General features: G+C 60.3%; 11 protein-coding genes and 1 tRNA gene. 3 read left to right on the forward strand and 9 right to left on the reverse strand.

Annotation, left to right across the window (positions count from 1 at the left end; genetic code table 11):
- Positions 1-914: hypothetical protein (locus JNB88_RS29865; protein WP_220358615.1), on the reverse strand; the 914-nt coding region annotated here is incomplete at its 3' end.
- 200 nt (positions 915-1114) lie between these two features.
- On the opposite strand from JNB88_RS29865, the gene JNB88_RS29870 reads away from it, so the two are divergent.
- The gene (locus JNB88_RS29870; protein WP_220358616.1) at positions 1115-1702 is read left to right on the forward strand and encodes a transglutaminase-like cysteine peptidase; all 588 of its coding nucleotides are present in this window, start codon (positions 1115-1117) and stop codon (positions 1700-1702) included.
- Positions 1703-1756: 54 nt separating this feature from the next.
- Here JNB88_RS29870 and JNB88_RS29875 read toward each other — a convergent pair whose 3' ends face one another.
- Positions 1757-2017 (reverse strand): hypothetical protein, encoded by a 261-nt coding sequence (locus JNB88_RS29875; RefSeq protein WP_220358617.1) that lies wholly within the window; start codon positions 2015-2017, stop codon positions 1757-1759.
- 289 nt (positions 2018-2306) lie between these two features.
- On the opposite strand from JNB88_RS29875, the gene JNB88_RS29880 reads away from it, so the two are divergent.
- Positions 2307-3617, forward strand: a complete 1311-nt coding sequence (locus JNB88_RS29880; protein WP_220358618.1) for a hypothetical protein — start codon at positions 2307-2309, stop codon at positions 3615-3617.
- Between the two features lie 136 nt (positions 3618-3753).
- Here the strand turns inward: JNB88_RS29880 and JNB88_RS29885 are convergent.
- The 5 genes from JNB88_RS29885 to JNB88_RS29905 all read right to left on the reverse strand — a co-directional run bounded on the left by JNB88_RS29885 (position 3754) and on the right by JNB88_RS29905 (position 8541).
- Positions 3754-3830: transfer RNA gene (locus JNB88_RS29885), tRNA-Met, on the reverse strand.
- 109 nt (positions 3831-3939) lie between these two features.
- Positions 3940-5139, reverse strand: a complete 1200-nt coding sequence (gene mnmA / locus JNB88_RS29890) for a tRNA 2-thiouridine(34) synthase MnmA (protein ID WP_220358619.1) — start codon at positions 5137-5139, stop codon at positions 3940-3942.
- Between the two features lie 203 nt (positions 5140-5342).
- Positions 5343-6755 carry a chromate efflux transporter gene (gene chrA, locus JNB88_RS29895; protein WP_220358620.1) on the reverse strand — a complete coding sequence of 471 codons (1413 nt, stop codon included), beginning with the start codon at positions 6753-6755 and terminating at the stop codon, positions 5343-5345.
- Position 6756: 1 nt separating this feature from the next.
- Positions 6757-7572 carry a chromate resistance protein ChrB domain-containing protein gene (locus JNB88_RS29900; RefSeq protein ID WP_220358621.1) on the reverse strand — a complete coding sequence of 272 codons (816 nt, stop codon included), beginning with the start codon at positions 7570-7572 and terminating at the stop codon, positions 6757-6759.
- A 198-nt stretch (positions 7573-7770) separates the two neighbouring features.
- On the reverse strand, positions 7771-8541 hold the full coding sequence (locus tag JNB88_RS29905) for a siderophore-interacting protein (protein ID WP_220358622.1): 771 nt from the start codon (positions 8539-8541) through the stop codon (positions 7771-7773).
- A 276-nt stretch (positions 8542-8817) separates the two neighbouring features.
- On the opposite strand from JNB88_RS29905, the gene JNB88_RS29910 reads away from it, so the two are divergent.
- Positions 8818-9432, forward strand: coding sequence for an O-methyltransferase (locus tag JNB88_RS29910; protein WP_220358623.1), 615 nt, complete (start codon positions 8818-8820; stop codon positions 9430-9432).
- 37 nt (positions 9433-9469) lie between these two features.
- Here JNB88_RS29910 and JNB88_RS29915 read toward each other — a convergent pair whose 3' ends face one another.
- Both JNB88_RS29915 and JNB88_RS29925 read right to left on the reverse strand, forming a co-directional pair.
- A complete protein-coding gene (locus tag JNB88_RS29915; RefSeq protein ID WP_220358624.1) occupies positions 9470-11560 on the reverse strand; it encodes a putative bifunctional diguanylate cyclase/phosphodiesterase in 2091 nt (696 codons plus the stop codon).
- Between the two features lie 147 nt (positions 11561-11707).
- Positions 11708-12130 (reverse strand): MerR family transcriptional regulator, encoded by a 423-nt coding sequence (locus JNB88_RS29925; protein WP_220358625.1) that lies wholly within the window; start codon positions 12128-12130, stop codon positions 11708-11710.
- Positions 12131-12146: the final 16 nt, after the last annotated feature.

Below are 12146 nucleotides of genomic sequence, written 5' to 3' on the forward strand. Positions count from 1 at the left end.
CAGGCTTCGGCACCGCGGCCCTGGCCGCCACCACCTTGGCCGCCGCCGCCCTGGCCGCCGCCGTCTTGGCCGCCGCCGCCCTGGCCACCGCCGCCTTGGCCGCCACCACCCTGGCCGCCACCACCGCGCGGACCGTCACCGTTCGAGGCGTGCTGGCTTCTTGGACCGTCGCCGCGCGGACCATCGCCCTTCGAGCCATGGTGATCCCTTGGACTGTCACCACGCGGGCCATCGCCCTTCGAGCCGTGGTGATCCCTTGGACCGTCACCACGCGGGCCATCGCCCTTCGAGCCGTGGTGATCCCTTGGACCGTCACCACGCGGGCCATCGCCCTTCGAGCCATGGTGATCCCTTGGGCCGTCACCACGCGGGCCATCGCCCTTCGAGCCGTGGTGATCCCTTGGACCGTCACCACGCGGACCATCTCCCTTCGAGCCATGGTGATTTCCGCGCGACCCGTGGTCCTTGGAACCATGATGATGGCGTCCCCCTCCTTGATGGCCACCGCCACCATTTCCGCCACTGCCTTCCCCGACGCCGCCATTTCCACTGCCGCCTTCGCTGCCCCCGGAGCCACCAGAGCCCTCGCCCGTGCCGGCGCTTCCGCTACGACCGCCGCTTCCATTGCTGCCGCCACTGCCGACACCGCTGTTGACTGCGCCAGAACCACCACCATTTCGGCTCTCGGAGGAGTTCGTTGCGGTCCGCCTGCCTCCCGACACTCGGTCGCGATGGTGATCGGGGTCGGCAAAAGGATTGAGATTGATGGATGCTACCGGCCCGCACAATCGCTCCTCGATCGTACCTGGCCGCACCACCTGACAATTGAGCCTCTGGCTCTGTGCAGTTGCAAGGCTGGTTCCGGCAAGAAGAAAAGCGAAGCCGGCAGAAATCGTCAGCAAGTCTTTACGCATAGTTACTCACTCCCACAGTTAACAGATCGTTAACGATGAGATTTATACATTGCTAATAAAGTAAAAAAAAGAATACTACTCGTAAGTCAGCCCTAGGCCGTTAGTATGTAGTTAATCTTTAAAATATAAAATTCTAATTAAATAAATCAACATAAAGTGTATAATTGACCGTCCAGCACTCAGCCGAAGGGATGCTATCGATGCGAGCCTTTGCAGCTTTCGCAGCGTTCACACTTGTTTTCACACTGTCTTTGGGTGAGAGCTATGCAGGTTCCCCTCTTCGCGCGTCACGCTCGATCGGAGCGCCGATCGGCTTTCCGTCGGCATGTGCGCGCTTTTCATGGCTGTGCGATAACAGCAGCGGTCGCGAGATGAGCGACGAGGAGGCTATGTCTTTGCTTCAAAAGGTGAACAGGCAGGTCAACGCTGGCGTCACGCCAGCGACGGACGTACAAACCTCGGGAAAATCCGACTACTGGTCGCTCCCCATTAACAACAAGGGCGACTGTGAAGACTATGCCTTGCTGAAGCTGAAAACGCTGCTCGGCGCCGGCCTTGCATCCAACAAGCTGGCACTTTCGGTGGCCATTGACCACAGAGGCAACAACCATGTCGTCCTGCTGGTACGACTGAAGTCGGGCGACTACGTGCTCGACAATCTGGCAACCAAAGTAAAACCATGGGGGAGCACAGGATATACTTTCCTGGCAAGTCAAAATTTCAATAACAGGAGCGCGTGGCGAGTAACCCTGGCCGGCCCGAGGGCAGGCCAATTTTCTGGAACATAGTAAGCCAAGCAGTATCGCCCAGAGCGGGAGAGACTTGAACCCTTCACCGAGTGCCTAGTGGACGGAAGGGTCCTCCTCTTCCAAGAACGTCCTGATCCCTTCGCGCGCCACAGTCGCCAGAAATTCATCAAACGCCTCGCGATCGGTCGCAAAAGGCTGCTCCCATTCGATCAGGTCCTCGTGCTGGGTCACGACCTCCATCTTCCAGTCACCGTTCGTGCCGGCCGGTCGGAAGATGTCGACGAGTACCGTCACGCCATCATCTGTAAACTCGCCTGCGAGCTCGGAATGTTCCAGTTTGGGTTTCTTTGCCATTCTCAAATCCGATCCGTGATTCTGTCGAGCAATCTTAAGCTGGTGATGGGACACCTGCCATCATGCATAGCCAGCAACGACGGACAAAGGCCCGAAGCCGAGGTCACCGCTGCCTGCAATATGTGGAAATTATTTCCAAACACCGACCTGAAGCCGATCCTGCACGTTTTGCTTAGATCTGGTAGCCCGGCTCTTTTCAACACCGATTTTGCGGTCTTCAATATCACTCGCGGCAAGTCTCCGATTCGGGGTACTGCGCCGGCGAGTGCACGAAACCAACCTGGAACGCATGGATTTGCAGCAAACAGCCCGCTCAACCACTTTGTGGCGACAGGCCTGCGTGTGGCTGTTGCTGTTGCTGTTGTTGCTGACGCCAGCACTGATCAACGGCTTTCCGTTGGTGATGGACGATTCAATCGCCTACTCCGGCGAAGGCGTTGGCTGGATCCGATCGAACACCGCCGCCGTTCTGATCGCATGGCCCTACCGGCTGTTCGGCTACTGGGCGCTTCCACTTTTCAACGCGACGCTGACAGCAACCGCTTGGCTGCTTTTATGCCGTGGTTTCTCACCGTCGGCCCCATTCGTGCTTGCACTACCTGTGGCGCTTTTGAGTCTGCAGCCGCTCTATGCCAGCGCCGTCCTCGTGGATGTCTGGTTCTTCTCGGCCATCGCCCTGCTGATCGTCGCTGTCCGCTGGAGGAGCCCGTTCCTGGCCATGGTGTCGGGTATCCTTCTGTCTGGCCATGCCAGCGGATTGCTGCTCATCCTGCCATTCTCGTTGCTCGCCGCCGTAGCATTTCGCAATCTGCGGGTGCTCGCCATGCCGGCACTGGCCATCGCAACGCTGCTGGTTGTCAACACTGCCCTGGAACACAAGTATTTCCCGGACGTCCCACGGCTTGGGCAGACGTTCCTCGCCTCCCGACTCTTCTCGATTCACCCTGAGCTTCTGACCCGCCAGTGTGAGCGGTCGGGAGACACCACGCTGTGCGCGGCGGCCGATTATGTCGTCCGGCTGCAGACGGATCCTGCCAATGCCGGTCGCCGCGATTTCTTCTGGGATATTGCCCGTCAATTTCCGCAGGGTTTCCAGCTGAGCCACTTCGAACAGCAGCATGCCCGCCCGATCATCATGGACGGTCTGACCTACAAGCCGATGGAGACCGCGAGCGTTGTGGCCGGCGACTTTCTGAGCCTCTATGTGCCCGATACGACACTTGATTTCATTCCGGTTCTGACCGAACCCATGCCCGACGGCTTCTACCAGTCCGCACAGCCGCAGGGCCTTTGGCAGAACGAGGCGGTTCGCGGTCTCTGCACGGTTCTGCGCTACGCGCTGTATCTCTTGACCGCCATCGCTACTCTACGAGGTTGGCAGTGGCTGACACGCGATGAGCGGATCTGGATCATTCTGCTGCTTATGCTTAGCCTCGGAAACGATCTCTTGTTTGCGATCATCTCGGGACCGCCGGACCGTTATCACCATAGGATCCTGCCGCTGCTCGGCCTGATCGCGCTGATAGCCATCAGCGCCATTCGTCGTAGCCGCGCCACGACGTCGTCAACATGCCGACGTCTAGCCCCGTCCGCCTCCTGAGGTGACCTGCTGAGAGTGCGCTGCGGGAAGTTCAATGGAGGAGAGCCAAGTCACAGGCTCGGCGAATGCTCCTGCAAACCTGCGTCACCCGCGGGAGAAAGCTCGAAGTTCCAGAAAGAAAAATGCGTCATTTGACTGGTAGCGGAGGAGGGATTTGAACCCCCGACACAAGGATTATGATTCCTCTGCTCTGACCTACTGAGCTACTCCGCCACTGGTCAACGGTGCCATTCGCGATGCGGCGGCCCGTGGGATGAGCGGCTTATAAGGTGCGCTTCGGCTTTGTGTCAAGCGCATGATCGAGAAAATACCACAGGCTTTTTCAGGCAGCCACCGGGCTCGCAAGCAGCGCCTTCAACGAGGCCTCCGCGGCGGGTTCCCGCTCGGACCGTTCGATGAAACCGCCGCCGTAGACGCGGGCATCGTCGCCAGGTGCCGAATAGAGTGCACAGGCCTGGCCGGGTGCCACGCCCGCTTCGCCGATTGCGAGATCGACATAGATGCCTGTTGCGTCGGCATGCAGGACAGCAGGCGTCGGCGCGCGCGTCGAGCGAACCTTGGCAAAACACGCAAAGCCCTCGCCGGAGGCCGCATCAACAAGAGGCTCGTCCCCGAGCCAGTTGACATCGCGCAGGTAAACGCGATGCGTTTCGAGTGCCTCCTTGGGCCCGACGATCACCCGCCGGGATCGGGCATCGAGGTAGACGACATAGAGTGGCTCGCCGGTGGCGATGCCAATGCCGCGACGCTGTCCGATAGTGTAGTGCAGGATTCCCTCGTGCTGGCCAAGCACACGACCATCAAGGTGGACGATCTCGCCCGCGAGCGCCGCGTTCGGCTTCAGCTTGTTGATAATGTCGGAGTATTTGCCCTGCGGCACGAAACAGATGTCCTGGCTGTCCGCCTTCTTGGCGACGACAAGGCCCATCTCTTCGGCAAGCTTGCGGGTCTCGGCCTTCGGCAGGCCGCCGAGCGGGAAACGCAGATAATCGATCTGCTCCTGCGTCGTCGCAAACAGGAAGTAGCTCTGGTCACGATCGGCATCAGCAGGACGATAAAGGGCGCGGCGACCGGCATCGCCGGGCGCCGGATTGGGCCGCGAGCGGATGTAGTGGCCGGTTGCCAGCGCGTCGGCACCGAGCTCCTTGGCGGTCGCCAGGAGATCCGCGAACTTGACCGTCTGGTTGCACGAGACGCAGGGGATCGGTGTTTCGCCGGCCACATAGCTTTCCATGAACGGGTTGATCACCGTGTCACGGAACCGCTTCTCGTAATCGAGAACGTAGTGCGGAATGCCGAGCGTCTCGCAGACACGACGGGCATCGTCGATATCCTGTCCGGCACAGCAGGAGCCGGCACGATGCACGGCCGCGCCATGATCGTAGAGCTGCAGCGTGATGCCGAGCACGTCGTAGCCCTGGCGCTTTAGAATACCTGCCACCACGGAGCTATCGACGCCGCCGGACATGGCGACGACAACGCGGGTATCTTCCGGCTTCTTGTCAAAATCCAGTGTGTTCACGGGTGGCTGCCAATTCTTAAGCTTGTCATCATCCGCCCATCATATCCGGCGGATTTCATGTGGTCCGCGCGGGATCGGCCGCCAGACTTTCGTTGGCGAGGATATAGAAAGGATTGGCTGCGGGCGCAAGAGGTGGAGAATCCGCCGCTGCCTGAGAGCCATTTCGCTTCATTCGGCGGTGTCCGGCTCCTGGGGGCCCACACCTAGATCGCCGCGGTCAACAGCTTCCAAGCCATGCCCGCCGCCGCACACCCGAGCAATGTGGGGATGACCGACAGCCTCAATCGGAAGATCGCAACCGCGGCAGCGACGCTGAGAATGAGCGACGGCAGCGCCAACGACGACCAGACCGGCAGTTCGATCCACAACGGGCCGAGCCGATGAACCCGCGCTTCGGTGAACAGGAAGTGCAAGCCGAACCAGATGGCGAGGTTTAGTATGACACCGACCACGGCCGCTGTGATGGCCGACATCGCGCTCGCGAGTGCCACGTTTCCCCTGAGCTTTTCGATGAACGGCGCGCCGAGGAAAATCCAGAGAAAGCACGGTACGAACGTCACCCAGGTCGTCAGGATCGCCGCCAACGTGGCCGCCACCATCGGATCGAGGGTGCCCGGATCGCGATAGGCTCCCATGAAACCGACAAACTGGAGGACCATGATCAGCGGCCCCGGTGTCGTCTCCGCCATGCCGAGCCCGTCCAGCATCTCCGTCGGCCGCAGCCAGCCGTAATGTTGGACGGCTTCCTGCGCGACATAGGCGAGGACTGCATAGGCCCCGCCGAAGGTGACGACGGCCATCTTGCTGAAAAAGACCCCGATCTGCGTGAAGACATCATCTGCGCCACGGAAAGCATAGAGCAGCAGAAGCGGCCCGAGCCAGAGCGCCAGCAAGCAGGCCGACATCTTCAGCGACCACATTAGGTTTGGCCGGGCATGCGCGGGCGTTTCCTCGCCGAGCGCGGAGTCGGCGTCGGCAAGGACGCGACCAGCGGCGGCTTTGTGGCCGGTGCCTCCTTCGAAAAGCTTCGACCCGGATTTCGAACCCACAAAACCGATGATCGCCGCTGCCAGAATGATGAGCGGGAACGGGACGTGGAGAACAAAGATCCCGACGAACGCAGCAACGGCGATGGCGACCATGGCCGGGTTGCGGAGTGCCCTTCCCCCGATCCTGATGACCGCCTGGACAACGACAGCGAGGACAGCGGCCTTCAGGCCGAAGAACATGCCCTCGATGGCATCCACGTTTCCAAACGCCACATAGACATAACTAAGGGCAAGTATGGAGAGAAACCCGGGCAACACGAACAAGAGGCCGGCGACGAGCCCGCCAACGGTCCTGTGCATCAACCAGCCGATGTAGATGGCGAGCTGCTGCGCCTCGGGACCCGGCAACAGCATGCAGTAATTGAGAGCGTGCAGAAAGCGGTGCTCCCCGATCCACTTCTTCTCGTCGACGACGATCCTGTGCATGACGGCAATCTGCCCGGCCGGCCCCCCGAAGCTCAGTGCGGCCACGCGTACCCAGACGCGCAGGGCTTCGCTGAAGGGAACACTGTGGCTCGCTGCACCCACCGTGTCCTTACTGGGCGCATCAGCAACGACGTTGGTCATCTCAGCCTCCCTTCTTCACGGAAGGCCAATTGTGAGTTTCCTCGGTTGCATCCCGGCACCAGCGATAGAAGGCATCGTAGAGCGTCATACCGGCCTCCAGCTGTTCGAGGTCATCGGCGAACATACGCGAAAGCCCGAGCGACGCTGCCAGCAGTCCGGCCGCCTCGGGAACGAGGTCCAGTCTGGCGGTGTCCGCCGCCCGGACGATTGTTGCGAGCCGGAGGAGCGGCGGGGACTGAAGGCCAAACTCCTCTACCATGATATCGAAGGAACAGCGCTCGCCGCGGTGGCTCCAGAAGACATCCTCGATGTCGAAGGGCACTGCCCCGAAACGGTCTCCCACCATCAAGACTTCCGACGCCGGAACGAACAGAAAGACCGCGGACGGATCCACGAAACGGCGGATCAACCAGGGACAGGCGATGCGGTCGATCTTGGGGCGAGCACGGGTCACCCACACCGTTCGGCCTTTTACATCGCGAGGCGGCAGCTTGTCCTCCGGTACGGCTATCCCGCCTGCCTTGGTCCATGCCACAAAACCGCCCTCGAGCGTTTCGGCCTGCACGCCCATGAAACGAAGATGCGCCGCGACGCCGTGGCTAAGCTTCGCGCCGTGGTGGCAGATGATCACAGCCGGGCCGTGAACCTCGGCGCCCCATCGGTCCACATCCTTGAACGGTTTGCGAACCGACCCGGGAATGAGGCGAGGATCCTCGGAAAAATCCTCTTCATTGCGCACATCGATCAAGGCCGGCGCACCCGGCGTGCCGATGAGGCGACTCAGTTTATCGGTCGAGATTTCGGTAAATGACGGCATCGCGCGTCCCTCCGTTCTATCGGGTTTGTTGGACGCGACTCTTTGGCTGACGCCTCGTGGGGTGATCGCGACCCCATGGGTGTATGATCCACGCCGGGTATGGGATGTCAATAGATTCCCGCCATCGTTACCGGCGTTGCGGAGGGAGGAACCAGCGAGGCGTTCGGGCAACAGGCTCGACTGGTTCCACAACGAGTCCTACTCGAACTTCTCCGTAGTGTCGGCCTTACCCTTCACCCAGTAGCCGGAGGCTTTGATCCAGGGTAGCGGATAGCCTCGTTCGGTCACCAGATACTCTCGCACGGCACGCGCAACCGAAGCTTCCGCAGCAACCCACACGAAGGTTCCAGGCTGGATTTGGACGTCGCGCAAAACCTCGAGCAGCGATGTGGCATCCGTCGCGTCCGCAAGTGGCCGCTCGGCCCAATGCAGATTCAGCTCCGCCTTGGTATCGAAGGTCTGCCTCTCCGACGGATCAGCGACTGCCGCAATCGCGGTAATCACCGTGGCTGCATCGCTTTCTTCGATCCTACGCCCCATAGCCGGCAGAGCGGTCTCATCACCGATCAGCAGCCACCGCTTCACGCTCGTGGAGACCACGGCCGAACCTCGCGGTCCGCCGATAGCGAGCGTAGCGCCCGGAGTTGCATCGAGGGCCCATTGTGTCACCGGACCGGCCTCATGCAAGGCAAAGTCGATCGTCAATGTTCGGGCATCGTTGTCATAACGCCGCGGCGTATAATCGCGACGCTCCTCGCCTTCAGGTATGGAGACGAAAATCTTCACATGATCGTCGGGCGCCAGACTGACGAAATCGGCAAGATCGTCACCTGTCAGCACGACACGGCGCATGCCCGGAGTAATATCCGTAACATCGGCAACCGTCAGGGATCGGCGACGCAATTCGTGGCGAACCCGCTCGATCTGAGGGGCTGGGAGGTTGTGAGCGGGGTGTTGAGTGTTGTCCATTGTATCCTTCATGGGCTCGCTTTTAAGCTCGATCCGCAGGACACAGTCGCGCAGATCGAAGCCGCAGAGCCGTTCGATCATACGCGTTGAGTGACGTTAACGCTTACGTGGCCGGGGCACTCCCGACCATTGACGAAGCTGCTCTAGCCGACATCCCCAGGGAGTGCAACGGCAGGCCGGCTGCAAATACCGATTGTTGCCAAAGTTTAACTTTTCTGGGCGCCGCCCGCCGGGCAAAGCTGCGCGGAAAACAACGCGGTCGTGGAGGTAGTGACAATGGACAGCAGGATCCGGGACGTACTTGAAACCTACCACGTCATGATCCACGAGGAACAAAAAAGACCGCGAGAGCTCTCTCCTGGGGGCCGCGACGGTGGACAGGACCGGCGTTTGCGGGCCGTAGGCAAGGAAACCGGGCAGTTCATCAACATTCTTGCCAGAAGCCTCAAGAAGCCCGTCATTCTCGAGCTCGGCACATCCTTCGGCTATTCCGGCATCTGGCTGGCGGAAGCCGCCCGCGCCACGGGCGGGAAACTGATCACCATGGAACTGCACGAATACAAGGCGGCATATGCAAAGGAGATGGCGGCCAAAGCGGGCCTCGCCGATTGGATCGATTTCCGGATCGGCGACGCGGTTCAGATGATCGGCCAGCTGACAGAGACCGTCGACTTCGTGCTGGTGGACCTCTGGAAGGACTTGTACCTGCCCTGCCTGGAGGCCTTTTATCCCAGGCTCAATGATGGCGCGATCGTCGTCGCCGACAACATGCTGCGGCCCGGTGATGAGAACGTAAAGCAGTACGGCACGGCAATCCGCGCCAAACCTGGAATTACCAGCGTTCTGCTGCCCGTGGGCAGCGGCATCGAAGTCAGCCGTTTCAATGCGTGAAGCCGAGCTTGGGGCGACCATGCGGCCGACGCGATGGTTAGCGACCGGCTCCGGCGACCAGTCGGGAACCGCCGCCTTCGATTAGTGCCTCCGCGTCGGCCAGCATCATCGGCTTGCCAAGCAGAAAACCTTGAACTTCCCTGAATCCCTCGGCACGCAGCTTCTGCAATTGCTCTTCGGTCTCGATGCCTTCCGCAAGTGTCGTTGCATTGAAGCCGGAGCCGATCCCGACCACCGCCCTGACGATAGCAAGGTTACCCGGATCCGTTTCGATACCGGCGACGAAGCTGCGGTCGAGCTTGATCTTGTCGAAGGCAAAAGCGCGGAGATAGCTGAAGGAGGAATAACCGGTGCCGAAATCGTCAATAGCGATGCGGATGCCGAGTTCCTTCAGAGCCCGCAGCAGCGGCAGGCTTTGTTCGACGTCGGCAAGGAAGACAGACTCGGTGATCTCGATCTCCAGACGCTCGGGGCGAAGGCCGGTTTCATCGAGCGCTGCAACGACTGTCGCGAGCAGGCTGTTATGCCGGAACTGACAGACCGAGAGATTGACAGCAATCCTCAGATGATCGGGCCAAGCCGCCGCTGCGCGGCAGGCTTCGAACAGTACCCACTCACCGATATGAACAATGAGCCCGGTTTCCTCGGCGAGCGGTATGAATTCCATCGGCGGGACCAGCCCCCGCTGGGGATGGCGCCATCGGATCAGCGCCTCGAAGCCCGCCAGACCGTCGTCATCAAGTTGCACTATCGGCTGGTAGTGAAGTTCGAACTGTCCCTTCTGCAGCGCCTCGTGCAACTCGGCCGTCAGCATGTAACGTCGCTCGGCTTCAAGCCGCATTTCCGGCAGATAGAAACGGTAGGTCGAGCGTCCGCTCTCCTTCGCAGCATAAAGCGCAAGGTCTGCGTTCCGCATCAGAACGTCGTCATCCTCGGCATGCTCGGGCGCCAGCGCAATACCGATGCTGCAGGTAACGTGCTCGCGGACACCCTCAAGCTCGAAGGGAACTGATAACGCCCTCAGCAGCCGTTCGGCAAAGCGTTCGATGCTCTCATGTTGATTGACGCGAAGAAGAAGCGCGAATTCATCGCCGCCGAGGCGCGCAACGAGATCGCCTTCCGCCACCAACTGCGTGAGGCGCCCTGCGACCTGGCAGAGCAGCGCATCGCCGGCTGCATGGCCCTTGCTGTCATTGATGTGCTTGAAATGGTCGACATCAAGATAGAGCAGCGCAAGCGGATTCCTCGCGGTGGCGATCCGCGCCTCCTGCTGGATGTGATCGGCAAAGTATGCCCGGTTCGGCAGACCGGTCAGCGCGTCGTGCATCGCCATGTAAGCGAGCCGAGCCTCGACCGAACGCTCCTCCGTGACATCCTGGGTGATGCCGAGCACGTAGCGCGGCGTGCCCGCATCGGCTGCGGGCAACGCACGCTTGAGGGTGCGCAGGATCCGCGCTGAGCCGTCGGTGCGCTGCATCGTCTCTTCGAAGCTGATGGTTGCGCCTGCCGCCAGAGCCCTGGCGTCCTGCTCGCGAAAGATCGCCGTTTGCTTGTCGCTGAAAATGACAAAATCACTCTGGCCGATGATCTCGTTGGGGTCGTAGCCGACAATCGTTCCGCAGGCCTCGTTGAAGAGGATGTAGCGCCCATCCTCTTCCATGTCTTTCACGAATACGCCGACAGGCAGATTGTCGACGATACTGTCGAGCATGGAGCGGGTATCGGTTACCTGTCTCTGCGCCGCGTTTACCTCGGTTCGATCCTGAACGATCGCGAGAATCGCATCCCTTCCGTCGAAACGGACAGCTCGCCCATAGGTGAGCACTTCCAGGGTTTCTCCGTTCGCCTTCAAGTGTGTCCAGCGCTCAGCACGTTCCATGTCAGTGCGCGCCTGCACCGCATCGAGCATTCGCTTGCGCTCGTGTTCCGGCCTGATGTCGAGGACCGTCATGCCCGCATAGTCCTGACGCGAAAAGCCATACAGATCGAGAGCAGCATTGTTGACGATCAAAAAGCGAAGGCTGCCGGGATCGTAAACCCACATCGGTGACGGGTGGGTCGCAAACAACGACTGAAAATCATCGTTCGGTGCGTCGATCGGAATAAATGCTTTCTGAAGACCGGTCATGATGAAATCACATGAAGTAAATGGCGGCGGATCGATAAGTTGTAGGCGAAAAAGCTAAATAAAATCAGAATCATAGTTCGCACAATCTTTAGGCGGAACGCCTGCGGATTGTGCATGTGAGTGTACTTCCCCGCTTTATTTCGCTCCTCAGTGCTGAGCGTGGCTGCACTGGCCGTGATCCGCAAGCACCTCGATAACGCGGCACTGATCGACGCGACCGTGACCGCAGCCCTCCACCATTAGCTCCAGCTCCGCCTTCAGCGCCGTCAGGCTGCGAATTCTCTGCTCAACTTCGACAAGACGGGCCTTGGCGATCGCATCCGCGGAAGCGCATGGCTGATGCGGGTCGTCCTGCAGAATGAGCAGCGTGCGGATCGCTTCCACTTCGAACCCGAGTTCGCGGGCATGGCGGATGAACGCAAGCCTGCGCAGATCCGCCGCCTCGTAAGAGCGCTGGTTACCTTCGCTACGGTTTAGTTGCGGGAGGAGGCCGATGCTCTCATAGTACCGGATTGTCGGCACCTTCACGCCGCTTTGTCGGGAGGCCTCGCCGATCGTGATCTTTTTCATTATTTTTCCTCTTGCA

The organism is Rhizobium cauense, assembly GCF_019511525.1.
GTDB lineage: Bacteria > Pseudomonadota > Alphaproteobacteria > Rhizobiales > Rhizobiaceae > Rhizobium > Rhizobium cauense.

Coding starts and splice junctions, on each gene's coding strand:
- JNB88_RS29880 (WP_220358618.1), top strand. CDS start 2,307: ATGGATTTGCAGCAAACAGCCCGCTCAACCACTTTGTGGCGACAGGCC.
- JNB88_RS29910 (WP_220358623.1), top strand. CDS start 8,818: ATGGACAGCAGGATCCGGGACGTACTTGAAACCTACCACGTCATGATC.
- JNB88_RS29870 (WP_220358616.1), top strand. CDS start 1,115: ATGCGAGCCTTTGCAGCTTTCGCAGCGTTCACACTTGTTTTCACACTG.
- JNB88_RS29925 (WP_220358625.1), bottom strand. CDS start 12,130: ATGAAAAAGATCACGATCGGCGAGGCCTCCCGACAAAGCGGCGTGAAG.
- JNB88_RS29875 (WP_220358617.1), bottom strand. CDS start 2,017: ATGGCAAAGAAACCCAAACTGGAACATTCCGAGCTCGCAGGCGAGTTT.
- JNB88_RS29900 (WP_220358621.1), bottom strand. CDS start 7,572: ATGCCGTCATTTACCGAAATCTCGACCGATAAACTGAGTCGCCTCATC.
- JNB88_RS29915 (WP_220358624.1), bottom strand. CDS start 11,560: ATGACCGGTCTTCAGAAAGCATTTATTCCGATCGACGCACCGAACGAT.
- chrA (WP_220358620.1), bottom strand. CDS start 6,755: ATGACCAACGTCGTTGCTGATGCGCCCAGTAAGGACACGGTGGGTGCA.
- JNB88_RS29905 (WP_220358622.1), bottom strand. CDS start 8,541: ATGGACAACACTCAACACCCCGCTCACAACCTCCCAGCCCCTCAGATC.